Genomic DNA, 25,738 nt, shown 5'->3' on the forward strand with positions numbered 1-25,738 from the left:
CCTAAACTGGCAGGTTGTGCTTACGCCTCTAAGAAGTGGGGAATTTGAATCAAGTGCGTTCCTCTGCCTGGTTTCGAACCTTTCTGATTTTTTTGCTGCTGACTGGTGTTGTGTTTCGCTTTGTCAACCTGAGGCACAAGGCTTACTGGCATGACGAAGTTTACACTTCCATGCGGGCAGCTGGTTACGAAGGTTTAAAGATTGGCCAGGAACTGTTTACCAATCAGGTGATTCCATTTGGTGAATTGCAAAAATATCAGCAAATCAAACCGGAGAGTACCCTTGCAGATACGATTAACTCTCTGGCAAAGGAAGATCCGCAGCATCCCCCACTCTACTTTGCAATTGCGCGGTCTTGGATGCAATGGTTTGGTAGTTCTATCATTGCCTCCCGGTTGCTTGCTGTGTTTTTTAGCCTGCTGGCGCTACTCCTGATGTATGCGCTTGCTGGGGAACTCTTTGCATCCCATTCTGTAGCTTTGATGGCTACTACCCTGCTGGCCCTGTCGCCCTTTGATGTTTTGTTTGCTCAAATAGCCCGGCAGTACAGTCTTCTTACGGCAACCACGATTGGTAGCTACTGGCTTCTGGTCCGGGCGTTACAAACTGAAGTGAACCAGCCCAGGAGTCGAGACACGAACAAGCAGCGATTGAGGTTGCAGTGGAGAAATTGGGGACTGTATGCCCTGTCAGTCGCGTTAGGGTTATATACCCACCCCTTCTTTGGGCTGACTGTTATTGGTCAAGCGGTTTATGTGGGATTGGAATGGTTTGCAAATCGACCGGAGCGGAGTCTTTGGGGGCAGACCGAAAGAAGGCGCGGTTGGGTGCTGAGATTTGGAGTTGCGATCGCCGCGGCATTGATTCTCTATGCTCCCTGGCTATGGGTGATAATCACAAACTCCCAACGGGCTTTGTCAGTCACTAGCTGGAGTCAGGGTTTTCCAGGGATGGATTTTTTTGCAAAACTATGGACCCTCAGTTTTACTTCCCTGTTTTTCGATTTGTATTTCGACTCCCAGCTTGTTTTGACCTTTTTGCTGCGGGTCCCGATTCTGGTGCTGATTGGGGTTTCTCTCTATGCCCTTTGCCGTTATTGCGATCGCTCAGTCTGGCTATTGATTCTCACTTCAATATTGGTTCCTTTTCTGCTGTTGGCCGTACCCGACTTATTGATGGAGAGTAAACGTTCTACAGTCAGCCGCTACCTGATTTCCTGCTATCCCGGTATTCAACTGGCGGTTGCTTACTTTCTGACGTTGAATCTGGCCACCAGTCAGCCCGGTCTAAATGCAGCCAGAAAATCTCGCAGAAACCGCCTTCACCTCCTCTCTGGATTGATTTCCAGTGACTATCCGTTGAAGCCGTGGATTCGTCAGGGATTTTTTGCCCTTCTGGTTACGGGTAGTCTGGCATCGCTTACGGTCAGCGCCCTCTCAGATGGTTGGTGGCACATTGTTCCAAGTAACTTTAATGCTGACACAGCCCGCCGCATCAGTGCAGCATCCTCGCCAATTGTCATTAGTGATTTTGGCTACGACTATACCAACCTGGGAGACCTGATTTCACTCAGTTATTCGTTGAACAAAGACATGCCATTATTACTCATCCAGGTGCCAACCTGGGCAAAAACAGAGGACTTCAGGGAGCAAATTCAGGGAAAAACAGCGATCGCCTTCCGCCCCTCTGAGAAATTGAGAACAACCCTTGAACAAACTCACGGCCCTCTGTTGCAACTGTCACCAACGGAAAACCTCTGGCAGCTTTCTCAAAATTAGAAACTCCGGTGATTGCATCCACTATCCGCAATCTGCAATAATTATTCTCGATTGAAGGGGAGTAGCTGCTGGTTAATCCCAGCCCGCCTGAATCAACATACTGGTGATGAACCTGGTTCAGGCGACAGATGCAGTTGTTAGTTGGTAGTTTTTAACAACCAACAACTAACAACTCCTTGTAAGCGAGACCTTCACTGAGTTCACGATTGAGTGAGCTTGGTGGAGTCGTCTCTGTCCTCATCAAGCTCACTCAGATGCTAAGGAGAGAAAATCCTGAGGAGCTGAGAGGACATGCTGACAGCCTTTACTGCCGGGCTTTTGCTGATTACGATTTCTGAATTGGGCGATAAGACCTTTTTTATCGCCATGCTGCTGGCGATGCGTTATTCTCGTCGGCTGGTTTTTGCAGGTGCAGTTGCAGCACTAGCAGCCATGACCGTACTTTCGGTCCTGATGGGACAGGTTGCCGCGCTTTTACCTGGAAGACTGGTTCACTGGAGCGAAGTAGCCTTATTTATTGGGTTTGGGCTGAAGTTGCTTTACGACGCCAGCCAGATGTCCCCTGCTCCCCCTGACCATGAGGTTAAGGAAGCGAAAGGAGCGATCGCCGATGCCACCCCCAAACTAGACTGCTGGAAAAATGGCTGGGGCATCATTGCCCAATCCTTTGGACTGACCTTCATGGCGGAGTGGGGCGATCGCACTCAGTTTACGACCGTTGCCCTGTCGGCTGGCAACCATCCCCTGGAGGTCACAGCTGGAGCTATTGCAGGGCATGCCATTTGTGCTGCGATCGCGGTTCTGGGCGGCTGTTTTGTTGCCAAACGCATCTCCGAACGCGCCATCACCGCCCTGGGAGGAGCTCTTTTCTTACTGTTTGGAATCGTAGCGGCAGCAGGCAGGTAAAGCGGTAGTCATCATGGTTAGAACGGGGTGCAGGGGTGGAACCCTTGGCTGAGGGCGAAGCCCCCACTCCCTCTCTAATTCCAATGTCCTAACGCACTCGTGTAGAGCTATAACCACCTTACCCGTCCTCTCAAAAAAAAAGACCGCGATCGCGGTCTTGACCTGCAAGGAGAGAAAGAGTCACCGATGGGCCAACCTATTGAATGGCTTTCATAATGAACTCGGCCAGTTCAATCAACTGTTCCTTATTGAAAGCATCCAGCAGCGCTCTGGCAGCCGCTCGTGGCTCGGCTGGAATTGTGATTTTGGCAACAGGTGAAGGCGCAGCAGTTAGGGCAGTTGGCTGAGGGGTAGGAGAGAGCGGTGCCGCAATTTGTTGCAATGCTTTACTGGAGTTGATTTCACTGATTCTTCCAGCAATGAGCAAGTCACCGGCCTGTTTCAGTTCCTTAATAATGAGTGGCGCAAGGGTTTGGTAGGGGGTTCTGGATTGGGCGATCGCCCGCTGCGCAGTTTGAACCAACCTCCGCCACTCTGGACTGGGGTGGATCTGAACAAGACGACCACAAAATGCTGCCAGTTGCTGGCGATTAGTAGGAGTATCTCCCTGCTTGAACAACTCCAGCATCTTTTTCAACGCACCGTTGAGCAGAGCAGCCAGTTCGGCCCCAGTTTTGACAGATGGTTGAGCAGCAGTGGGGGTTCCCGCTCCTTTCATACGCTTATTGAGGTAGTTTTGCAGTTCAGCAAAGAGCGGTTCTGCTGTCTGGACTGCCTGTTCTGCGTCTTCTGCTCGCAGACCATAGGGAGACTGGAGTTCTTCAACCAGATCTTTGAGAGTATCAAATCCCTTCAGAAAGAGATTTTCTAGATGCTGGTCAATTTCAACAGGATGTTCTTTAAGCTGCTTGAAGCAATCTTCTAAATGGTGGCTGACTCTTTGAATACTGTTGAAGCCCAACATAGCCGCTCCACCTTTGACGGAGTGGGCTGCCCGGAATAACTCATTCAATTGTTCTGAATCTGCCATCGTTGCTTTTAGATTCACTAGTCCCTGTTCTATGGTGTCGAGGTGTTCTTTGGCCTCCTCGATGAAGTAACCTAAAATTTGCTGCTGTTTCGTCGCTTGCACGACCAATCCCCCCCGAAGTGCTAACGTTGTAGTGGTTTGTCAAGAGTGTTTTTTGTGGGTGCAAACCTCAAAAACATCTGGAAATTGGTTCAGTTGATTTTAGGCAGGCCTAAAATCAATCCTGACAAACTAGTAGGAACTTTTGGAGGCAGTGAGCATTGATACCTCCTCAATATCAGTATTCCCATGTCCAATTGGTATCTCACAGAGGATTTTTAAGATATGGAGACTTTTAAGAATAGATTCAGTTCTTCATAGATTCAGTTCTTCATGGAGGGGGGAGTCGGGAAAACTCAGAAGTCAGAACTTAAAAGTCAGAACTTAAGACTTTCCTCCCTCCTCCCTCCATCACCCTTCACCAACAACTTGCGGAAATGAATTCTACGGATGAGCCTGCTACATATACGGGAGGATGTCATTGCAGGGCTGTTCGCTTTGAGGTTACGGTTGCTGCCGATGAATATGTGGTGTTTGACTGCAATTGCACTATTTGTCGGAAGAAGGGGTTTTTGCATCTAATTGTGCCCCCCGATCGCTTCAAGCTATTGAGCGGTGAAGAAGCTCTGATGACCTATACCTTTAACACGGGTATTGCCAGGCATTTGTTCTGTAGTGTCTGTGGAATTCATGCCTTCTACAGACCGCGATCGCATCCAGACTGTTACGACGTGAATGTGCGTTGTTTGGATGGAGACGCAATCTCGTATTTCAAAATAGAGCCCTTTGATGGCGCAAATTGGGAACAGAATGTGGCTTCTTTGAAGTCTGTGACTTGAAGGAAGTGACTGAGACGAAGCGAATTGACTATGGCGATCGCTCCATTGTTCCAGCTATCGCAGTTCTTTGGCGGGAACACATCAAGTTGAATGAAGATGGCGAATTGTAGATGATGTGTTTATCGTACCGGATTGGAGAATTGAAATTTTGTCACTTGAATAAAGTTCTAATCGAGTTACGGGCAATGTTCTACATTGCCTAAAGTTTAATTGTCAGCCTGGTTGGTTAGTTGATCCAGACGATTATTCAATTTGGCTGGGCTAGAGGCGATCGCGCTCTTCCATATCTTTTTCGTTCAGAAAGACCTCTGGATTAAACGGTTCAGCTTCTGCTGATTTTGATGGATTTTGCGGAACGGTTGCCCAGCGCTGAGCCAGGTTGATGAAATCAGAAGGCATCATGATGATGGTGGTTGTGTTGTTTTCTGCACCGATTTCAGTCAACATTTGCAGGCGGCGAAGCTCCAGGGCCGAGGGATTTTGGCTGATATTCTGAGAAGCTTCTGCCAGCTTTAGCGAGGCTTCCTGCTCAGCAGCGGCTTTGATTAAACGAGCCCGCTTTTCTCGAATTGCTTCGGCTTCCTTTGCCATTGCCCGCTGCATTCCCGGTGGAATCTCGACATCCTTCATTTCCACCCGCTCAATCACAATACCCCAGGGTTCCGTAATCTCGTCAACAATTTCTTGCACCTTGATATTGATCTTGTCCCGGTTTTGCAACACATCATCCAGGATATTTTGGCCAACGACGTTGCGGAGGGTAGTCAGGGCGATCTGGTAAACGGCCATTTCGTAGTTCTCAACCCGGTTGATGGCCTTCGAGGCATCCAGAATCCGGTAGTAAAGAACGGCATTGACCCGAATCGTTACACTGTCGGCGGTGACTGTCTCCTGCGGCTCGATGTTCACAGTACGGGTTCGCACATCTACCTGTACCTTCTGATCAACCCAGGGCACAATCCAGTACAAGCCAGGTCCCTTAATGCCTCTGGCTCTACCCAGGCGAAAGATGACTCCCCGCTGATATTCGCGATCGAGCTTGAACCCTGAGAGCCCAACGATCAGCGCGGCGATGATTAAGGTACCAATGACACTGCCCATCTATTGTGTTACCAATCCTATCTAAGTAGCTAGTACAGCACGTCGGGAAACGGAACCATTCTGGCTCCCTCCGACTCCCCACTCCCCAACCAATGGTGACTGAACTGATGCCATCGTCCACCAGGCGCAATTAAATCAAGGATAATTTCAGGGGCGGAAGGGGTGAAACCCCCTGCCTGGGGGCGCAGCCCCCACTCCCCCTTTTACAATTAATGATGACTACCAACTTATCTATTCTAGAATGGCTCCGAAGATGCCGCTGTAAACGCCAGTATGAATATCCACGTAGGAGAAACGAATGCCTTCCACAGTAGCTAGCCAGAATCTGGCGTTCAGCAAGCCCTCATTCAACTAGCTCGGACTGTGGAGCATGGGTTTAATCGGTTAGATGAAAAGTTAGAAATATTGATTGACCAGGTAGGATTCTTAACAGAAGGCTTGACCGAGATCAAATTATTAGTTGTTAGTTCAACAGCAAGCCGAAACCGCGCGGAATTTGACAGAAGGGTTAACTGAGATTAAGTCAACGGTTCAACAGCAGGCAGAAGCTACCCAGAATTTGACAGAGGAATTAACTGAGATTAAGTTAACGGTTCAACAGCAGGCAGAAACTATGAAACAGTAGGCGGAGGTTGCCAGGCAGCAGGCAGAAAACGTAAAATCCCTGACCAGTAGTGTTTCAAGTCTAGTAGCGTTGCTAAATCGGTAGGGCTGTACGCCTTCTCAAAACCTTTTTCTAGGAAATTCTGGTTGAGTCTGCTGGGCATTGGATCGGATTTCCTCTTGATGGCTCTATTAAGGGAGCGGTTTTTGCGGGTTGCTTCGACTCGCAAACAGTTGTCGTTGCAACGCTGGTGCCATTTTCTTTCGTGATGACAACTAGTCCCGTAAAACTCTTTAAACCATCAACTTTTGGAGTAGCCGTTAGGCGGGACTGAGTTCCACTAGATATTGAGAGTTTATAGGTGTAGTGGTGGCTCTGAGAAAGAACACTTGCCGATCGCTCCAATTCCTCCAGGCTGGAGGCAAACCGGCCATTCTTGAGGTAGAAATTCCGCTGTACCTTATTCATTTTGTCAAGATACTTTCTGACCTCTGCCATCTCATTCAACTGAGTCTGACTGGACTCAGTTGGGCTGCCTGTTTGATTTGAGGAGGGGGGTACACCTGTCTGGGTTGAACCGTTTTGGGCAAAAGAGGCAATCACCGCTGCGATCGCCCCCAGCAGAAATGCGGGCAGAGTTGCGATCGCCAGTGCCGTCAGGAATTTAGACGAACGAACCTTTGCTGGAAGCAGATGGGTCGGCAACTGAACTTTTGCAGTCGCCTGCTCAGCCGTTGCCAACCAGCGATCCAGATGGAACCGAACCTGGAAAAGGAGGCGCTTGCTGGCGAACTTCAGACCTCGGAAGCGAGCGTTTGGACGAAGCGGCTTGCACCTTAAGAAATTGTTTGAACGATTACCTGAAGGACCCGTAATAGTCACCTTTTGAGTGTCAGAAGGGCGCGATCGAACCCTATTTTCTGAAGCAAAAACTTGAAATTCATCTACCCAAATTGGAGAATCATCTCCTACCTTTTGTCCATAAACTTTCACCAACTGGATAGATTGAGTTCCTAAATTGGCCAGTCCCCGCTGAACAAAATTGACTAAAGCCTTTGGGTTAAGCGGGCGGCTTGAAGTCAAAATGACCTCCAGACAACCATTACTGAGCTGAGTTTCAGCAGTAATTCCTTTGGGCTGCAAGGCAAGATTCATCAGCTTTGCAATGGCTTCTGGATCACCCTGCTTGGCAACTTCCAAGAGATTAGGCTGAGTCATAGGACAAATTACTTAAAGTGAATAGCTCAAAGACACTCGAAAAATCAATAAGAGGGATCCCTCAGCATAGTGGGACAGCCCAATGCAAAACTTCAACCTTAAATCAGGTAGATGCTATTCAAGATACTCGCAAATTGAAAAATGGATACCTTATCGGAAAATTGAAAAATGGATACCTTATCGGATGTTATAGCGTTCACAAATATCGCGATCCTACTTGGATTTTGAGAAGGAGCTCTGTAGAAACTCCTTCTCAAAAAGCCTCTCTATTTCACGACTGACCTAGGACCGCTATAGTTTTTGAACAGAGGGGAGCTTCACCCCCACGCAAGGGTAGAACCCCTACACCCCGTTCAAATTTCAAGCAGGACGCTATATGTTGCATAGAACAATAGCCCTCCTGAAGCTTGCTGATAAGGTCATTTATAACTCAAGCAAGAGCAGTATTCCGGGGATTTTATTCTTGCCGTGAAAGGGTGCCTTCGATTCCCTTCCTAGTACGCTGGGAGAATCGGAGCGATCGCTAAAACGGGACTGCCAAAACCCGACCAATTAGTGTGAACTCAGGAATATGATTTCCCCAATCTGCGACAGCAGATTGCGCCCCAACCTCAGCACTTCCGTGTCAATGCCGATCATATCTAAGCCTTTCAAACATTTCCTAAAAACCAACAGCTAAGGGTTAGAGCGAGATGTAACTCATCAGACACTCCCTTCGTTGCCATTTCGCTTTACAATGCTTTGCAACCCTTGTTGCTAAACGACCCATCCCTATCGTGGAATTCCTATGAGTATTGGATACCTTGCCCTTGTTTTGCATGCCCACCTGCCCTTCGTCCGCCACCCCGAGAGCGACTATGTGTTGGAAGAGGAATGGCTGTATGAGGCAATCACAGAAACCTATATTCCTCTACTCCAGGTTTTTGAAGGGCTAAAACGGGATGGTATCGACTTCAAAATCACCATGAGCATGACCCCGCCCCTGGTGTCCATGCTCCTGGATCCGTTATTGCAGGAACGCTATGACGATCATCTCGCCAAGTTGGAAGAGCTGGCAGAGATGGAGATTGAGCGAAATGCCTATAACGGACACCTCCGCTACCTGGCAGAGCACTATGCCAAAGAGTTTAATCAGGTTCGAAATATCTGGGAAAAGTACGATCGCAACCTGGTCAAAGCCTTCAATCTATTTGCTGAGTCCAACAACCTTGAAATCATCACCTGCGGAGCGACCCACGGTTACCTGCCCCTGATGAAAATGTATCCGCAGGCAGTCTGGGCCCAGATCAAGGTGGCGGTTGAGCACTATGAGGAAACCTTTGGACGCCCGCCGAAGGGAATCTGGCTGCCAGAATGTGCCTACTACGAGGGGCTGGAGCGAATGCTGGCAGATGCCGGACTACGCTATTTTCTCACCGACGGTCACGGTATCCTTTACGCTCGCCCCCGTCCACGCTTTGGCAGCTATGCCCCAATATTTACCCCGGCTGGGGTGGCTGCCTTCGGTCGAGATCACGAGTCCTCCCAGCAGGTGTGGTCATCAGAAGTGGGATATCCTGGAGCACACGAATATCGGGAATTTTACCGGGATCTGGGTTGGGATGCCGAGTATGAATACATTAAGCCTTACATTATGCCCAACGGGCAGCGTAAGAATGTGGGTATCAAGTACCACAAAATTACTGGGAAGGGCTTAGGGTTGGGTGATAAGCAGCTTTATGACCCCTACTGGGCTAGAGAAAGGGCCGCAGAACATGCCGGTAATTTTATGTATAACCGGGAACGCCAGGTTGAACATCTGTACGGCATTATGCAGCGCAAGCCCATTATTGTGTCACCCTATGATGCCGAGCTGTTTGGTCACTGGTGGTATGAAGGTCCCTGGTTTATTGATTATCTGTTCCGCAAAACCTGGTATGACCAGCACACTTACGCAATGACTCACCTGGCAGACTATTTGCGAGAAAACCCTACCCAGCAGGTCTGTCTGCCATCTCAGTCTAGTTGGGGCTTTAAGGGGTTTCACGAATATTGGTTGAATGACACCAATGCCTGGATCTATCCCCATTTGCATAAGGCTGCAGAACGGATGATCGAGTTGGCCAAGCAGGAACCGGCGGATGAGTTGGAGTGGCGGGCGCTTAACCAGGCAGCCAGAGAGGTATTGCTGGCGCAGTCTTCAGACTGGGCATTTATCATGCGAACGGGGACGATGGTGCCCTACGCTGTCCGACGGACGCGATCGCACCTGATGCGTTTTCACAAACTTTATGACGAACTGAAACAGGGCAAAGTCGATTCTGGCTGGCTAGAGAAGGTCGAAGCAATCGATAATATCTTTCCCAACATCAACTATCGCGTTTATCGGCCTATTTAGGGATTGGGGCAAAGGGTTGGGGAAGAAGCCGGAGAAGGTGAAAGGAGTGAATAGGTGGATGAGAGTACGTCTGCTACAAAGACCGCAAGACAATCAAGGGCACCTGCTTTCACCTCACTCACCTGCTTTCACCTCACTTTGTTCCTTGCAGAAGTAAGACAACCCGTGCCCATCCTCTGCTCAGGTATTTTATTGGTCAGAAATTACTTAAGCCGTTAAGCGGGTTCCAGCGCCACCTGTTGGTCCTTTGGGGCCTTTAACTTTTCGTGGTTTAAAGCCAGCGATCTTGAAAGAATTGTCTAGTTGAGGTTGAACTGATGTTTGCTGGCCATGAGTAGGCAGGAGAGAAGAATTGACCAGTGCTTGCAGAGTGCCTTCCGGTGTCATAAATCCTGCCAAAGCCGCCATCGCAAACAGAGTGACTAACTGAATACCAGACACCAAAGCCGCTATACAGTTTTTTTGAGGAGAGACACCCATAAAAATCAGCTGCTTTTCCAGTACTCTCATTGTATTCACTTAAGACCAGCCTGATCCGGTTAGTTATGGAATTTTACTGAGTTATGCAATCTCAGTAATTTCTACAGCTGTTATTGCCCGCTTCATCGAAGCTTTGGACAATACTTAACCAATTTTTCACTATTTACCGTAGGAAATATAGCTCTACGCAGGTGCGTTAGGACATTGGAATTAGAGAGTGAGTGGGGGCGAAGCCCCCAACCAGGGGTTCCACCCCTGCATCCCGTCCTAACCACAATGACTGCCGCTATAACACTATCTAGAGGTATTTTCTCCTGTAAAACTACCAAAAATTTTACGGAGTAATTTTTTATCCTCTTCACCCAGTTGGGTACTTGACGTGCCACCTCCGGTTTGGTAACTTCAAGTTAATTCAATCGGTAAAAGCGCTCCAAACTCTTAAATGGTGCTTTCAATGGTTACTCCTAGGTTTTTTGACTTTTTTTGGTATAGCGTGGTTCACCTGAAGTGAATTCAATTTCAGTTGAGCACTTTCCAGGTGAGCCGCAGAATAACATCTGCGGCTCTTTGATTTTTGAACTCTCTTGAGCGACAAGCCATGACAAATCTGCCCAGTTGGTTTTTCGGCTTTTACTTTTGGACCAGGGAGCATCCCGGGTAGGTTTGTCGCGCACTTGTTCGTGAAGCCCGGGACCTGAGGTTCCGGGCTTTTTGATGATGGGCACGGATCACTGACAAAACAAATAATTTACAAGGAGGATTTCGAGTGTTGGAAGCCAAATTAGTCAGTAAAGCTGATTCCAATCACCGTTCTACTGTCAGACTGGCAGAGGGAGTGGTAATTGGCGGAAATGATGTCGTCGTGATTGGGGGTCCCTGCACAGTTGAAAGTGAGGAACAGATGGAGCAGGTGGCCGGAAAGCTTTCATCCGCTTCGATCCATGCTTTGAGGGGAGGTGTGTATAAGCCACGCACCTCCCCTTATTCGTTTCAAGGGATGGGGCTTGATGGACTAAAGATTCTGGCCGCAGTGCGGGATCGCTACCGTCTTCCCATTGTCACGGAGGTGATGGCGATCGCCCAGATTGAACCTGTTGCGGCTCATGCAGATATGCTTCAAGTCGGTAGCCGCAATATGCAGAACTTTGAACTGCTGAAAGCATTGGGAATGGTTAAGAAGCCCGTTTTATTGAAGCGGGGATTATCGGCAACCATCGAAGAATTTGTTATGGCAGCGGAGTACATTATGGCCCACGGCAATCCAAATGTGGTGCTGTGTGAGCGGGGCATCCGCAGTTTCGACCCGTACACTCGCAACGTACTGGACCTGGGCGCGGTTGTAGCCCTGCGCCAGATTACCCACCTGCCCGTGATTGTGGACCCCAGCCATGCTACCGGAAAGCGGGAGTTAATTCCTGACCTGGCCAGAGCTGCGATCGCCTGTGGGGCAGATGGTCTCATCATCGAGTGCCATCCTATTCCAGAGCAGTCTGTTTCCGATGCCCGTCAGGCGCTTTCACTAGAAGACATGGTAGAACTCGTTCAAAGCCTGGAACCCGTTGCCGCCGCTATTGGCCGGCGATTGGATAAACAGGTAGAGGAGTTGGCAGCCGTTGCATAAAGGAAGCTGCTGTTATCGCCTGGCCTTTTGAACTGCTAGTGTGTTGCGTTCCCAAAATACGCCATCAACATATCCCTGAATTGCAGAGTCCACATGTGCTAACTCCAGCCGCTTTTCTGCCAGCAGGCAATATTCCTCATCTATCTCGATTCCCAGATAGTGCCTGCCCAATTTTTTGGCAACGGTTGAAGTAGTACCACTGCCCAGAAAAGGGTCAAACACCCAATCGCCGGGGTTGGTACTAGCCAGGATTAACTTGGCAATCAGTTTTTCGCTCTTCTGGGTCGGATGGTTAGTGTTTTCTGCCATCGACCAGAAGGGAATGGTGATGTCTGTCCAGAGATTAGAAGGATAAGTGTCTCTAAAGTTGCCTTGCTGAGTGGGTCGCCAATCTTTGGGAGTGCCATCTGCCAGACGATAGGGAGCGACTACTTTACGACGAAGTTTAACCGCTTCGACGTTAAAAATATAGTTTTCAGACAGTGTGCAGAACCAGATATCTTCACTGGCATTTTTCCAGTTTGTGCGGGAGCCACGCCCCTTTTCACGTTCCCAGGTGATGCGATTGCGAATGATGAAGTGAGAGGAAGCAACAGTAAAGATAGAAGTGGATGAGAACCAGTCACCACAGATGTAAATGGAGGCAGATGGCTTTAGTAACGGAATAAAGCTAGTGACGACTTCGTTTAGCCATTGGGTATAGTTTTCAACAGTTTGTCGGAAAAATTTTTGGCCATTAAATGCTTTATTGAGGTTATAGGGCGGGTCGAGTAGCAGCAGGTCTACGAAGTGAAGAGGCAGGTAGTGAGCCCAATGGAGACAGTTACCATGAATGGTGGCCTGAGGGGGCTCAGTCAAACGGGTTGGGGGTGGTTCCCGCAATAAACGGGGGCGGAGTCGATCGCGATCGTCCTCGGTCAACTCAATGGTGCGGTTCATGGGTGCCCGAACAGGTTGACGAGTAGGATAAACCTGCGCTTGCGAAGAAACCACTGGTTTGTACTGTGAATCCCCGTTAGATTGACCGTTCATGAATCGCTGGATACAGGTCTTGCCAATTATTGCCCACACTGTTCAAAAAGGCGCAAGTTGTTTGAAATTTTGCCTGGAGTACTTGCACTGTGGTATTGACGCACTATGGTATTGACAGCAAAGTCTATATCTGCACGCACTGGTATGAGTATTTCAATCGCTGACCTCCGTCTCAACTACACCCGACAACAACTTAATGAGACGGATATGGCACCTGACCCGATTCAACAATTCCAACAATGGTTTGACCAGGCAGTAACTGCCCAATTGCCTGAACCGAATGCCATGACCCTGGCAACCGCTACGACCAAAGGCGTTCCCTCCGCTCGCATTGTCCTGTTAAAGGGAGTTGATGAACGTGGTTTTGTATTTTACACCAACTATGAGAGCCGCAAAGGAAGGGAACTGGCAGAAAACCCGCAGGCGGCTCTCGTATTTCTGTGGCAGGCATTAGAACGGCAAGTGCGAATTGAGGGAAGGGTTGAGCGGGTTTCAGACGAAGAAGCAGATGCTTATTTTCACAGTCGGCCTCTGGAAAGTCGCCTGGGTGCCTGGGCTTCCAATCAGAGCCAGATGATCCCGAACCGTGAAGTACTGGAGCAACGGTTTCAAGAGCTTCAGGAAAAGTATCAGAACCAGGAAATTCCCCGCCCACCGCATTGGGGGGGGTACCGGATCATTCCCCACTGGCTTGAGTTCTGGCAGGGACGCCCCAGTCGCCTCCATGATCGCCTGTGTTATCGATTGGAGGGGAACCAATGGATAATTGAGCGGTTAGCACCCTGAGTCAAATCTGGGGCGGCGGTTTTCTTGGCTTGCCGGTGAAAGAGGCGCTTAAGCGCCTCTTTCACCCCAAACAAAACCCCTGAAATATTGATTTTGTTTTGGTGATCAGCTTCCTTATCACTAAACTCCCAGGAAAGCTGGACGGCACCCTTCAATAGTAACTATTGAGGTTGTTTAGAAGCAGATTGAGGTGCTTTAAGGGCAAGGGTTTCAACGAATGCGATCGCTTGAGGACTTTTTGCTATCCACACCTTTCGTTTTGCAATTACCTGGTCTAAGTAAGATTCAATTGTCTCTGGAATCAACAGAACTCCAAAATCATCGGGTACTTCTTCTTCCCTATATCCCAGCATTCGATTCAACACTAAGTCCCCAACCTTTTTAGTGTAATGAGAGTTATCCCAATAATATTTCATTCCATTGTGGATCGGCTCTGTAGTAATCGTGTTATAGCCAGAAAAATCCCACACAGGAGTAATTTTAACTACCTCTCGCTTCCAGTCTTCAAACTTTGACCAGTGCCCCGCTACTCGTATTGCTTCAAATTGCGTTGCATGGGAAGGTGAAATAAATACTTTTAAGTCAATATTTCTTGCTTTGCAAATTTCAACTAGAGTACGAAAATCAGCTAAATAGGCTTGCGAAAGTTGAAATTGTTTATAGTATTCCGCTGAATTCAAATATTCAGAAATACTTTGTTCAAATTGAACCTTCACTGGTTCCTTAACCTTTCCTCCATAAACATACCGCATTCCATTCGCAGCATAAAGGTAAAAAGCATCCAATTGAAAGCTTGCCTCTATCGTTTCCAGGCTGGCATTTAAGGCCATAGACGAAAGAGTGATTGCGAGCAGATCTTTCAGTTTATAAAAATGCTTACCTAATCGATTGTCAACAAAATCAGGTGCATTTTTATTATACCTATTAAACATAAAAAAGTCGATACCAATCACAACCTGTTTTAAATTCGGTTGGTTAGCAAGAGCATGTTCAAAATAACGCCTTACCTCATACATATTCGGACCAACCAACCCTAAGTTGTAAACTGATTGAGCCTTTGAGAAAGCAGGATGGGCCGGATCAAGCCCAAGATCAGTTCGAGACGAACCAAGTAAAACCACTTCAGGTTTTAGACGAATAATATCTGCTGCTTTAAATAGTCTGACATTGCTAAATTGTCGGGGTTTGAGATCATTAAACCGTCGAATTTTTGGCGTGCCAATAACGCCATAGGGATCAATGGTAGCATTCACTAAACCTACTGTTACTGAACTCATCAGAGCGATCGCAAAAACCATCCAGTTAAACCGAAGATAGCGTTTCATATTACTTTTAGTATTTAATCTTCAGAACTGAAAATACAAAAACTCAGAGACCCGATTTAGCGAAATCAGGCATAGTGCAGCAATGCCACCTAAACTAATTGCCCACAACCAGGATGGTTGAAACCGCTGAATAATTTGTTGAGTATTGGGTAGCCCAATAACCACTGCCAGAAGTAATATCAACACCATCAATCCCTGTTTGTAGTCTGATGGTAGATACGGGAAACCCATAAACTCAACCTCTCGATAGCTCAACCAGGGCAACAAAACTTGAAATTTCTCAGGTAGGCTGATTCCGTTCATCCCCAGCATTGCTCTTATCATTTCTAACGCTTCATTTAAGCTAGAAGCTCGAAAAATGACCCAGCTAAAAACAACAGCATTAAATGTCAAAAACCAGGCTAGAAAAGATGGCATTTTGATTCCAACTTTTCGCCAACCATGATTCGTTATCAAAAAAAGCCCATGTAGACCACCCCAAATCACGTAGGTCCACCCGGCACCGTGCCATAACCCACCTAATAGCATTGTGAGGAATAGATTAGTATACCGGCGTAATTCTCCTTTGCGACTTCCCCCCAGCGGAATATATAAATAGTCCCGCAGGAAATTAGACAGAGTCATATGCCAGCGTCGCCAGAAATCAATAATAGAAGTCGCTTTATAGGGAGAATTAAAATTAATTGGCAGATGGATATTAAACATTAGCCCTAAACCGATCGCCATATCCGAGTAGCCAGAGAAGTCGAAATATAGTTGAAGCGTGTATGCGATCGCACCAAACCATGCCTCTATTAAGGTGAGATCCGATGCATGGCTGAACACGGTGTTGACCCAAGGTGAAACCGAATCAGCAATTAAAACCTTTTTAGCCAACCCCAAAGTAAAAAATGCCGAGCCTATTGCTAAATTCTTATGAGAAAAAACAAAATTTCGTAGCTTCTTAAACTCTGGAATCAACTCGTTGTAGCGTAGAATAGGGCCTGCAATCAACTGTGGAAAAAAGACAACAAATAAAATGTAGGTAGAAAAACTATAGCCACTTTTAGTTTCGCCTCTATAGGAATCAACCAGGTAAGCAATTTGTGTAAAGCTATAAAAGGAAATTCCTAATGGCAGAGTGATATCAGGAACAGGAAGATCTATTTGAAAAATGTGATTAGTAGAAGTGACAATAAAAGCAGCATATTTGTAATAGCCTAATATTGTTAAATTAAAGCCAATACCTAACCACAGAAGTGTTTTAGCTAATTTAGTTCCAGACTCGGTAAGGTTTAACCAGTAGCCAAAAAAGAAATTACCTGCTACAGAAATAAGTAACAGTGGGACATAAATTGGGCTCCAGTATCCATAGAATACAATTGAGCTGAGAATTAGCCAGTAAGTTGCAGCCTTTAAGAGTCGAGATTTTGCCAACCCAAAAAAGACGATCGCCGTTATTGGCAAAAAACAAAAGATGAACTCGTAGGAATTAAATAGCAAGGCTGTCTTACTCCTTTCATCGAAGCAGGATTGATAGAAGCAAATGATGATTGAGTAAATGAAACAATGATGAGTTCAACTCTTCAAGTGTATTGAACATTACCTATTAATCAGATTTTAACTATCAATTAGAAAATGCAAAATCCGAGATTGGCTTTCAGATTTAACCTAAAAGAAAGAGATTGACGAGGAATGAAATCATTGATCTCATTCCATTGGCTAAGTTTGATCTGGATTGAGCTTGATCCGAATATATTTCCGCCTTATGGAACGAACACTATCCATTAGCTGGTTGACTGACAAATCTTTTTTGACAGGCTGGGTTGAACAACGTGAAACTCAACACCAGCTTAATACCAATTCAATATGAGGATGCGTAGAATCAGAACCCTCTGTAGTCCTCCTTAGTAAGGGGGACGGCGACAGCTGGGAGTGATAATGCACAGCTTCATAAAACATTGGTATAAGTTCTATTGGGTTACGTTAAACTAACCTGCATCAGGAGCAGGATTTGGGGAGTTTTGTCAGTTAAGTATATCCACTAGTACAGCAAAACAAAAGTTTTGTTGGGGACGCAGGGGTTCTACCCCTGCTTGGGGGCGAAGTCCTCAATTCCTCGAATTGCAAAATTTAGTGTTTGCAACACTAGCCTTACTGAGCAGTATTTAGTCCTTACTGAGCAGTATTTAGTGCAGTATTTAGTTGGAATGTCTAGCTTTATGCTGCTGCGGCTAAAATGCCAGCAGGTCTTCAGCAATTGTAAAAAGCTCCTGGGCAATTCAGGGGGGAGTCAAGCCACCCTGAATTCTTACAGTAGGAATCTTTTGAAGAAAAACTTCAGTTTTGACAAAGGTAGCACCCTTTAGCAGCGGTTGCTGAATCTTCGTCAAAGAAGCTAAGGTAATGAAATCTGAGTTGAACATATTGATAAATCTCTGAGAGCTACACTCAGGGGTCACATGCAGATTACATGCGCTCAATCAAAACATAGTCTCAGGCTTAAACAGCTCTTGATTATAATATGGCGTGACAATCTTAAAAAAGACAAAGAAAAAACGGTTTCCTCAAGGATTTCACAATCAGTTCGGAAAATTTCATCTTTTCTTTAAAGGAGGCTTTAACCTGCTGATATCTTCCATTCGTCTTTTTAGATGTGAGATCGCTTCTAATAATTTAATAACCATTACTGAATGCCAGAATAGGCAGGATAGCCGCTTACTCACAAGTTTGAGCTTCACTCACAAGTTTGAGCTATAGAGTGACGAATACAAACGCCTTTCGCCCATCTTTCAGGGAAAATTGAATGACTCCAATAACCTTCAATCAGAGGAATCCCTCAGGCCAGGAACGCCATTGAGCAAGTCTACTGCTTACTCACAAGTCGTCCAAATTGGAGGGGAGAAGGGCGATCGCAACTTTGTAGCAGAAACCTAAGCGCTAGTTTGAGGGTGGAAGGAAGCTCAATGGATTCTTGCTATGCTGGCTTGAAAGCCCAACACCGGGTTGTTTTTGAGAGAGTGGGTACAAGCGGATAGCCATCCGCTTGTACAGATCCCAAGTAGCAGAGGACACAATATGAAGCTGTGCCGAAGAAAACCCCTTTTCCTGCTGGAGTGAACGCAGGCCATGGGAGCCTGATTCAAAACTTGCTGAGATCGATCCCTGCTTCTTTCGCAAAGGTTGAAAGGCTCTTGCTTTCCAGGGTTTTGATTGCCTTCGTGGAGAGTCGCAACCGAACCCAGCGGTTGCCTTCTGCCCACCAAAGCCTCTTCCATTGCAGGTTGACTTCTTGAAGCTTTTTGGTGCGCCGGTGAGAGTGGGAAACGGCATAGGCATTGTTCGCCTGTTTGCCGGTAAGTTGACATTTACGAGCCATTGCAGTCTCCAGGATTACCCTTCAGATTTTTTGTCCAGCCTCTCATTATAAATGAATGAGGGATAGATGGGGTGAAGGTCAGTCATCTACCTGTCCACCCATCCACCCTCCCGCTCCATCCCTTGCTCTTTCCCTCTACCTCAGGCTGTAGCCTTCTCAGTAAGGCGAGTTAACAGTTGATTCGAGCGTTCGATGAAGGCTTTCATTCCTTCGGCGTCGAAGCCTTTTTGAGCCATCAGTGCCAGATCATAGACATGGTGGCAAATAAGGGTTGCCAGTTCAGCAGAGGGGGATTGCCCTTCGCTTTGAAGGATGGCTCCCTGGTTGAGGGATACCAGGTTTTGAATCAGGGGATGGGCGGTGTTGATCAGCAGGATGTGTTCTTCGGGAAACTCGATGACCTGTTGCTGGAGAAGAGCATTCATTTCCCGCAGGCGGCGCAGGTGTTCTGGCAGGAGGATGATCGCCGGGGGTGTACCCTGCGGATCATCCGCCTTCAAAGCTTCGGTGCGGATTGTTACCTTAGGACGATTGAGGGCTTTCTCAAACAGTTCCTTAATTTGCTCACTGCGGGTTTTGTTCGTCGTGGGATCTACAATCTCCGATTTCTGTTCCTTATCCAGCAGGGTATCGTCCAGGTCAGCATCAACACGGGAGAATTTGACTTCGGGATGTTCCCGTTCCAGAAAGCTGACGAAGTGGGTATCAATGAAAGAATCCATGAACAGGACTTCTAGCCCCTGCTTCTTGTGCAGTTCGACGTAGGTTGCCTGGGATACTTCGTCGGTGCAGTAGAAGACGCGGTTTTCGTGGCGGGATTTGTTGCGCTCCAAATATTCCTTGAGGGTGGTGTAGGAGGGTGTGGGGTGTGGGGTTTGGGATGTGGGAGAAGAGGGGGAGGTTACGTCCTGCCAGACATCGCCTTCTGGCGATTGAACCTGTGCTGCTGAAGGCTCTGTTGAGGTTTCTCCTGACCCCTGTTCCTTAGCTCCTGTCCCTTGCCAGGTGGTGCGGAAGATCAGAATATCCTCAACCTGCTTCTTAAATTTGTCGTCATTGATGGAGCCGAATTTGACAAAGGTGCCGAGGTCTTGCCAGCAACGGATGTATTCTTCGCGGTTGTCATGGTATAGCTCTTTGAGGCGATCGCCCACCTTTTTGGCAATGTAGTCGGCAATGCGGCGGACGGTGCGATCGTTCTGCAAGAAACTGCGGGAGACGTTGAGGGGAATGTCTACACTGTCAATCACGCCACGCAGGGGCAGCAGAAATCTGGGAATGACTTCTTCGCAGTTATCGCTAACGAAGACCTGGTTGCAAAAGAGTTTGATCTGTCCCCTGGTGGTATCGACATCAGGTTTGAGTTTGGGGAAGTAGAGGATGCCGTTGACGACGAAGGGGTAGTCGGTATTAAGGTGAACCCAGAGGAGTGGGTCTTCCTGGAAGGGGTAGAGATAGCGGTAAAATTCCAGATAGTCCTCTTTGCTGAGGGAGTTGGGGGCTTCTTTCCAGGGCGCTTTCTGGCGATTGATTTGCTCTGGAGCTTTTTCTTCGGCAGCGGCTTCTCCTTCCTTGGGGGGCTCAATGACTTCGAGCTTGATCGGGTAAGGCATGAAGTCGCAGTATTTTTTGATCAGGGAGCGAATGCGGTAGGGCTCCAGGTATTCTTGTTCTTCTTCTTGCAGGGTAAGGGTGACGGTGGTGCCGCGATCGCGTCGCTCTGACTCAGACAGCTTGAACTCGGTGGAACCATCACAGGCCCAGTTGACAGGTTGCGCACCTGGTTGGTAAGAGAGAGTATCAATTTCTACGTGGCTGGCAACCATGAAGGAAGAGTAGAAGCCCAGCCCAAAGTGACCAATGATTTGCTGATCGACACTTGCTTTGTATTTCTGGACAAACTCTTCGGCACTGGAGAAAGCGACCTGGTTGATGTATTTCTTCACCTCATCAGCAGTCATGCCGATGCCATTATCCGAAACAGCAAGGGTTTTCTTTTCTTTGTCGATGGTGATGATAATTTCAGGATCACCCAGATCGCCGGAGTATTCGCCGGAGTGGGACACCATCTTTAACTTATTGATGGCGTCTACGGCATTCGATACCAGTTCTCTGAGAAAGATTTCGTGGTCGGAGTAGAGCCATTTCTTGATGATTGGAAAGATGTTTTCGGTATGAATACTGATATTGCCCTGTTCCAGGATGGTTGTCATAGTCCCTTTTGTGGTGAATTAGAAGGCTTTAGAGGTTATTTTCCGTTTGGATGAGGCGCTCGCTTTCATTCTAATGGAGTCTGATTACCGAATAGAAAGATCGGATTTCCCTACATTAAAAGCGATTTGGGAGTAGGGAGAGATGAGCATGGGGGAAGCGAAGGAGTGAAGAGCGGCGGGAACAAACTGGGCAACAGTGAGTCTTCGGCTTGTTGGAACTGGTTGAAGGGTTTGTAGCCAGTATCTATGGCGAAAAAAGCGTATTTGATTTTTTTATTGGTGGCGATCAAAAGTTATTGGTGGCGATCAAAAGAGTGCCTGGAAAAATTCGGCAAAGTTCTCTTGAAGTTCTCTTTATTTACGCCCTGCTGGTCTACAGCGGGCTATTTATTAAAACTATCCTTTAATGTAGAGCTTTGTTAGTCTGGTAGACTCGCGAAACTGTGATGGTAGAGTTATCAACAGTGGAGGGCTTTTTTTTGAACGTGAGGCGATTGCCGACGAGATCAATCAAAATTGTATCGCCTTCCACAAAGACATTCTCCAAAATTTTGGTGGCGATCGGGTTCTGTAATTCTCGCTGAATGGCACGCTTCAATGGACGAGCTCCGTAGGTGGGATCGTACCCTACTTCGGCAATGTAATCCTGGGCGGCAGGGCTGATTTCTAGCTTCAGCTTTTGATCAGCCAGCATTTCCTGAATCCGCTTGATCTGTAATCCGACAATTTGGCTCAGTTCACTGCGATTAAGGGGATGGAAGAGGATGAGCTCATCAACCCGGTTCAGAAATTCGGGGCGGAAGTGTTTGCGCAGGGCACTCATCACGCGCTTCTGCATTTCTTCGTAACGAGAGTCGTCACCAGAAACATCCAAAATATGGTCGCTACCAATATTACTGGTCATGACAATGACCGTGTTGCGGAAATCGACCGTGCGCCCTTGAGAATCCGTAATGCGTCCGTCATCCAACACCTGCAAAAGAATATTGAACACATCCTGATGAGCTTTCTCGACTTCATCAAATAGCACGACGGAATAGGGTTTGCGACGGACAGCTTCGGAAAGCTGCCCTCCCTCTTCGTAGCCAACATAGCCTGGAGGAGCCCCAATCAGACGGGCAACGGAGTGTTTTTCCATGTACTCCGACATGTCGATGCGAACCAGAGCATCGTCGGAGTCAAACAGAAATTGGGCCAGGGCGCGGGCCAGTTCGGTTTTGCCAACTCCGGTTGGTCCCATAAACAGGAAGGAGCCTATCGGTCGGGCGAGGTCTTTCATCCCGGCACGGGCGCGGCGGATAGCGGCGGCGACGGCTTCGACGGCTTCGTGCTGACCAACGACCCGTTCATGCAGATGCTTTTCCAGTTGAAGCAGTTTTTGACGTTCAGATTCCAGCAGGCGGTTGACGGGGATGCCAGTCCAGCGGGCAACGATCTCGGCGATGTCCGATTCGGTGACCTGTTCCCGCAGGAGAGCGGAACCATTGGTCTGAATTTCCAGTAACCGGGCTTCCTGGGCTTCGCGATCGCGTTGCACAGCTTCCAACTTGCCATATTTCAGCTGAGCCGCGGTATTTAAATCATAGGCACGCTCGGCTTGTTCGATCTGCACTCGAAGTTGGTCTTCTTCTTCTTTGAGGTGCTTGATCTTATCGAGTACCTGCTTTTCGCCTTGCCATTGAGTGTCTAGCCGGGTCTGTTTTTGGGCCAGGTCGGCAATTTCCTGTTCAATCCGGGCCAGGCGCTCTTTGGAAGCCCGTGTAGAGGCCAGGGCTCCCATTTGATCTTCGCCCTTGAGGGAAAGTTTTTCCATCTCTAACTGCATCAGGCGGCGATCGATCATTTCCAGTTCTGCCGGTTTTGATGTGATTTCCATCTTCAGTTTGGCAGCAGCTTCGTCCACTAGGTCGATCGCCTTATCGGGCAAAAAGCGATCGGAGATATAACGAGAGGAAAGCGTTGCTGCAGCAACCAGGGCAGAATCTGTAATTTTGACGCCATGATGGGTTTCGTAGCGATCTTTTAGCCCACGTAGAATAGAAATGGTATCTTCTACACTGGGCTGATCTACAAACACCTGCTGGAAGCGGCGCTCCAGAGCCGCATCCTTTTCAATGTACTTGCGATACTCATCCAGGGTGGTGGCTCCAATGCAGCGCAGTTCACCCCGTGCCAGCATGGGCTTGAGCAGATTTCCGGCATCCATTGTGCCCTGGGTGGAACCAGTGCCAATTACGGTGTGCAGTTCGTCAATGAACAACACAATCTGACCATCGGAATGGATGACCTCCTTCAGCACAGAACGCAGCCGATTTTCAAAATCGCCCCGATACTTGGCTCCGGCAATCAGAGAGCCCATGTCCAGGGCAATCAGGCGACGGTTTTTGAGCGATTCGGGAACGTCACCATTGACAATGCGCTGGGCCAACCCTTCGGCGATCGCCGTCTTTCCCACCCCTGGCTCTCCAATCAGCACTGGATTATTTTTCGTACGCCGAGAAAGTACCTGGATCACCCGACGAATCTCTTCATCCCGACCAATGACGGGATCAGTTTTGCCAGCCTTGGCTTGTTCAGTCAGATCGCGCCCGTATTTCTCCAGCGCCGCGTAACGGGATTCGGGGTTTTGATCGGTGACTTTCTGGCTCCCTCGCAGTTCTTTAATAACTGCTTCTAGCCGCTTCGGTTCCAGGTTAAGAAGCTTAAGCGTGCGCAGCCCCAGACGTGGATCTACCGAGTAGCTCAGCAGCAGATGTTCAATTGAAATGAAGTTATCCTGCCATGCCTGGCGGGTTTCTTCTGCCCGGTCTAACAGGACATCCAGATTGCGCCCCAGATAAATGTTTTCGATGTTGGTGTTGTAGACCTTGGACTGAGAACGGGTAAACTTATCGATTTCCTGAAGTAAACGTGCAATGTCTACCCCTGCCCGGGTCAGTACCTGTGTCGCCAGGCCCTCTGGCTGCTCCAACAAGGCAATCATTAAATGTTCAACTTCCAGGTTTTGTTGCTTGTAGCGACGGGCAATATCCTGGGATTGAACGATCGCTTCCCACGCTTTGTCTGTAAATTTGTTTGGATCCGTAGGCTGCATGCTTGAATAAACAACTCAACGAGTAAAAATACGTATACCTAGCGTTTTCAGTATAGCGAGAAGCGTTGACCAGGGATGAGTTATGCGGCTACCGTTCTTCCCGTGCTTGCAGCACAATAAATTGTCCAAATACGCCCAGCGTTTCAAAGTGGTAAGACGGCAGCCAGTTGCTGATGGCCAGGTCGGTGGTATACACACTTAAAAAGAAGTAGTTACGCCACTCGGTGCCCTGGGAGATGAACCGGCGAATTTCTGCCTGGTTCGTACTCAGCAGCGTTTCACACTGGGTTCTACCAATAAGGGGCACCTTGGGGCAAAGGTTTTCTCCGGCATAGACAATCAAAGCTTGGGTTGCAAACGCTTCGTAGGCATCCTGTCGGGGATTAGTGGCTGCCATGATGGCTCCCAGGGCTGCGACGAAAAGCCCACCTGCGATCGCCACAATCTTCCATCTCTTCATACAACTCCTGCAACAACCTGATAACAACCGCTACGGATTATATTTATCCATCACCTTGAGCCATAGAAAGCTGATCACCACCAGCCCCAAACACAGAAAAATCCCGACGGACGTTAGCTCAATTTCACCTGTATCTACCTTAGAGCGGCTGAGAAAGATGAGTAATACGAAAACACCTGTCAAAGATGCCATCGTGGTTCCTAGCTTGCTCCAGTTCACAGGGTTGCTGTTGGAAGGAAGAGGGACAGAGGATTGATTGATGGAAGTCTGTTGAATCTGGGTTGCAATTTGATTGGCGATCGTTTGGCTCATCGCTCGAATCGTTTGCAGGAGGTTTTTGGGTGCTGGCAGAGTGGCGGCAAGAGATCGAGAGTTCCACCCCTGAATACGCTTTTCTACCGTAGTTTTGGCTTGCTTCAAAGCTTTGACGGCTGGATTGTTAGAAGGGCTTGCCAGAGTTGGGAAAATATCAACCCCCAGATGGGCTTTGCGATCGCACCAGTAGCAGTGACCATAGGTTTTGCTGTACCAGTGATTTTTCACCTTTCTGCACGACACCAGTTCCGAACGGGCTGCCTTTAATGCCTTCACCCAGTCCGCAGGGGTGGGACGCAAGTCGGGATTGGAATGTCCACTGTTAAAGCAGCGTAAAAAGCAATTCTGCAATTCTGGATGAATCACATCTAAGGGAATGGTCAGCGGTCCTGGTTGAATCAGGCTATGGGGAGCATAGCACCAGAAGCCCTGGCGCAGCAGCTCATTTGGAGGTGGGGAATCGCCTTCTCCAATCCACTTCCCCTTGAAGGGATAATCGCCAAAGAGCAGCAGATGAATAATAATGCTCAGCCGGAAGCGATCGTGAACTTCCGTTTGCTCAATCGTTGCCAGTGTTTTTCCCATCAATTCGACGGGGGTGAAACCTTCTGACCCAACCAGGCAAGGAAAAATTTCCCCTGTTTCAGGATGGCGTACCTGAAAGGAGTCAGTATCAATGATGGCGGGCAGGGCGCGATCGTTGACCAAAATATTTTCTGGTTTAATGTCGCCTAAAACATAACCCGCCCGATGAATGGCCCAAATGATGGAGGCAATGTTCATCGCTGTCGTATGCAGGTACAGCCAGTTGAATCCGGGTAAAACCTTCTGCCGACGCAGGGGATTGTAAATGTCCAGAAGCTGCACGCTATTTGAAATCTCTGGCATTAGAAACCCGACATAGGTTCCACTGGCATCTTTAAGCAACGATTTGGGCCATGCGAAAGAAATGTGATTGATTTCCGCGTTGGGGTCCACTGGCGGATGGGCAACCATCACCTCTAACTTGCGGATCCGGCGCACATCAGGGGAATGATACACCTTTGCCAGAATCCCGCTCAAATTGGTTTGCCATACTTCCCCTTCTCCACTTCTGGCGATCTGCCGAATCAGGGAAATGGATTGGTTGGTGGTGGCACAGGTAAGACAGCGCATCGCAGGA

Annotated in this window: 22 protein-coding genes; 9 read left to right on the forward strand and 13 right to left on the reverse strand. The window is 48.1% G+C overall.

Annotation, left to right across the window (positions count from 1 at the left end):
* Window positions 1–53 precede the first annotated feature (53 nt).
* The gene (locus tag P4D80_RS03930; RefSeq protein ID WP_421659483.1) at window positions 54–1,778 is read left to right on the forward strand and encodes a glycosyltransferase family 39 protein; all 1,725 of its coding nucleotides are present in this window, start codon (window positions 54–56) and stop codon (window positions 1,776–1,778) included.
* A 291-nt stretch (window positions 1,779–2,069) separates the two neighbouring features.
* Entirely contained in the window at window positions 2,070–2,684 is a 615-nt protein-coding gene (locus P4D80_RS03935) for a TMEM165/GDT1 family protein (protein ID WP_421657556.1), read from the forward strand.
* 196 nt (window positions 2,685–2,880) lie between these two features.
* Here the strand turns inward: P4D80_RS03935 and P4D80_RS03940 are convergent, their stop codons facing one another.
* On the reverse strand, window positions 2,881–3,816 hold the full coding sequence (locus tag P4D80_RS03940; protein ID WP_421657557.1) for an Hpt domain-containing protein: 936 nt from the start codon (window positions 3,814–3,816) through the stop codon (window positions 2,881–2,883).
* A gap of 374 nt (window positions 3,817–4,190) precedes the next feature.
* Between P4D80_RS03940 and P4D80_RS03945 the strand changes: the two genes are divergently transcribed.
* Entirely contained in the window at window positions 4,191–4,592 is a 402-nt protein-coding gene (locus tag P4D80_RS03945) for a GFA family protein (RefSeq protein ID WP_421657558.1), read from the forward strand.
* Between the two features lie 261 nt (window positions 4,593–4,853).
* Here P4D80_RS03945 and P4D80_RS03950 read toward each other — a convergent pair whose 3' ends face one another.
* Window positions 4,854–5,693, reverse strand: coding sequence for an SPFH domain-containing protein (locus P4D80_RS03950; protein ID WP_421657560.1), 840 nt, complete (start codon window positions 5,691–5,693; stop codon window positions 4,854–4,856).
* 460 nt (window positions 5,694–6,153) lie between these two features.
* On the opposite strand from P4D80_RS03950, the gene P4D80_RS03955 reads away from it, so the two are divergent.
* Window positions 6,154–6,318: a hypothetical protein gene (locus P4D80_RS03955; protein ID WP_421657561.1), complete on the forward strand. Its 165-nt coding sequence runs from the start codon at window positions 6,154–6,156 to the stop codon at window positions 6,316–6,318.
* 111 nt (window positions 6,319–6,429) lie between these two features.
* Here the strand turns inward: P4D80_RS03955 and P4D80_RS03960 are convergent, their stop codons facing one another.
* The gene (locus P4D80_RS03960; protein ID WP_421657562.1) at window positions 6,430–7,515 is read right to left on the reverse strand and encodes a type IV pilin-like G/H family protein; all 1,086 of its coding nucleotides are present in this window, start codon (window positions 7,513–7,515) and stop codon (window positions 6,430–6,432) included.
* A gap of 787 nt (window positions 7,516–8,302) precedes the next feature.
* Between P4D80_RS03960 and P4D80_RS03965 the strand changes: the two genes are divergently transcribed.
* Window positions 8,303–9,892, forward strand: coding sequence for a glycoside hydrolase family 57 protein (locus tag P4D80_RS03965; RefSeq protein WP_421657563.1), 1,590 nt, complete (start codon window positions 8,303–8,305; stop codon window positions 9,890–9,892).
* A 207-nt stretch (window positions 9,893–10,099) separates the two neighbouring features.
* Here the strand turns inward: P4D80_RS03965 and P4D80_RS03970 are convergent, their stop codons facing one another.
* Both P4D80_RS03970 and P4D80_RS03975 read right to left on the reverse strand, forming a co-directional pair.
* Window positions 10,100–10,372 (reverse strand): hypothetical protein, encoded by a 273-nt coding sequence (locus P4D80_RS03970; protein WP_421657565.1) that lies wholly within the window; start codon window positions 10,370–10,372, stop codon window positions 10,100–10,102.
* A 464-nt stretch (window positions 10,373–10,836) separates the two neighbouring features.
* Window positions 10,837–11,097: a hypothetical protein gene (locus P4D80_RS03975; protein ID WP_421657566.1), complete on the reverse strand. Its 261-nt coding sequence runs from the start codon at window positions 11,095–11,097 to the stop codon at window positions 10,837–10,839.
* Window positions 11,098–11,138: 41 nt separating this feature from the next.
* Between P4D80_RS03975 and aroF the strand changes: the two genes are divergently transcribed.
* A complete protein-coding gene (gene aroF / locus P4D80_RS03980) occupies window positions 11,139–11,993 on the forward strand; it encodes a 3-deoxy-7-phosphoheptulonate synthase (protein WP_421657569.1) in 855 nt (284 codons plus the stop codon).
* A 12-nt stretch (window positions 11,994–12,005) separates the two neighbouring features.
* Here aroF and P4D80_RS03985 read toward each other — a convergent pair whose 3' ends face one another.
* The gene (locus P4D80_RS03985; RefSeq protein ID WP_421657570.1) at window positions 12,006–12,986 is read right to left on the reverse strand and encodes a DNA-methyltransferase; all 981 of its coding nucleotides are present in this window, start codon (window positions 12,984–12,986) and stop codon (window positions 12,006–12,008) included.
* A gap of 183 nt (window positions 12,987–13,169) precedes the next feature.
* Here P4D80_RS03985 and pdxH point away from each other — a divergent pair, with 183 nt between their 5' ends.
* Window positions 13,170–13,811, forward strand: coding sequence for a pyridoxamine 5'-phosphate oxidase (gene pdxH / locus P4D80_RS03990; RefSeq protein WP_421657572.1), 642 nt, complete (start codon window positions 13,170–13,172; stop codon window positions 13,809–13,811).
* A gap of 161 nt (window positions 13,812–13,972) precedes the next feature.
* Here the strand turns inward: pdxH and P4D80_RS03995 are convergent, their stop codons facing one another.
* Both P4D80_RS03995 and P4D80_RS04000 read right to left on the reverse strand, forming a co-directional pair.
* Complete coding sequence (locus tag P4D80_RS03995; RefSeq protein ID WP_421657573.1) at window positions 13,973–15,136, reverse strand: hypothetical protein; 1,164 nt, start codon at window positions 15,134–15,136, stop codon at window positions 13,973–13,975.
* 21 nt (window positions 15,137–15,157) lie between these two features.
* On the reverse strand, window positions 15,158–16,582 hold the full coding sequence (locus P4D80_RS04000) for an MBOAT family O-acyltransferase (RefSeq protein WP_421657575.1): 1,425 nt from the start codon (window positions 16,580–16,582) through the stop codon (window positions 15,158–15,160).
* 1,335 nt (window positions 16,583–17,917) lie between these two features.
* On the opposite strand from P4D80_RS04000, the gene P4D80_RS04005 reads away from it, so the two are divergent.
* Window positions 17,918–18,052, forward strand: coding sequence for a hypothetical protein (locus tag P4D80_RS04005; protein WP_421657576.1), 135 nt, complete (start codon window positions 17,918–17,920; stop codon window positions 18,050–18,052).
* 205 nt (window positions 18,053–18,257) lie between these two features.
* Here the strand turns inward: P4D80_RS04005 and rpmB are convergent, their stop codons facing one another.
* Both rpmB and htpG read right to left on the reverse strand, forming a co-directional pair.
* On the reverse strand, window positions 18,258–18,494 hold the full coding sequence (gene rpmB, locus P4D80_RS04010; RefSeq protein WP_421657577.1) for a 50S ribosomal protein L28: 237 nt from the start codon (window positions 18,492–18,494) through the stop codon (window positions 18,258–18,260).
* Between the two features lie 140 nt (window positions 18,495–18,634).
* Entirely contained in the window at window positions 18,635–20,707 is a 2,073-nt protein-coding gene (gene htpG / locus P4D80_RS04015) for a molecular chaperone HtpG (protein WP_421657578.1), read from the reverse strand.
* A 209-nt stretch (window positions 20,708–20,916) separates the two neighbouring features.
* Here htpG and P4D80_RS04020 point away from each other — a divergent pair, with 209 nt between their 5' ends.
* On the forward strand, window positions 20,917–21,114 hold the full coding sequence (locus P4D80_RS04020; RefSeq protein WP_421657580.1) for a hypothetical protein: 198 nt from the start codon (window positions 20,917–20,919) through the stop codon (window positions 21,112–21,114).
* Here the strand turns inward: P4D80_RS04020 and clpB are convergent.
* The 3 genes from clpB to P4D80_RS04035 form a co-directional block, all read right to left on the reverse strand.
* Window positions 21,111–23,801, reverse strand: coding sequence for an ATP-dependent chaperone ClpB (gene clpB, locus P4D80_RS04025; protein ID WP_421657581.1), 2,691 nt, complete (start codon window positions 23,799–23,801; stop codon window positions 21,111–21,113). The genes P4D80_RS04020 and clpB overlap by 4 nt on opposite strands.
* An 88-nt stretch (window positions 23,802–23,889) precedes the next feature.
* On the reverse strand, window positions 23,890–24,261 hold the full coding sequence (locus P4D80_RS04030) for a DUF4359 domain-containing protein (protein ID WP_421657582.1): 372 nt from the start codon (window positions 24,259–24,261) through the stop codon (window positions 23,890–23,892).
* A 30-nt stretch (window positions 24,262–24,291) separates the two neighbouring features.
* Complete coding sequence (locus P4D80_RS04035; RefSeq protein WP_421657583.1) at window positions 24,292–25,731, reverse strand: helix-hairpin-helix domain-containing protein; 1,440 nt, start codon at window positions 25,729–25,731, stop codon at window positions 24,292–24,294.
* Window positions 25,732–25,738 lie beyond the last annotated feature (7 nt).

The sequence above is a fragment of the Leptothermofonsia sp. ETS-13 genome (assembly GCF_049200465.1).
In the GTDB taxonomy this organism is placed as follows: domain Bacteria; phylum Cyanobacteriota; class Cyanobacteriia; order Leptolyngbyales; family Leptolyngbyaceae; genus Leptothermofonsia.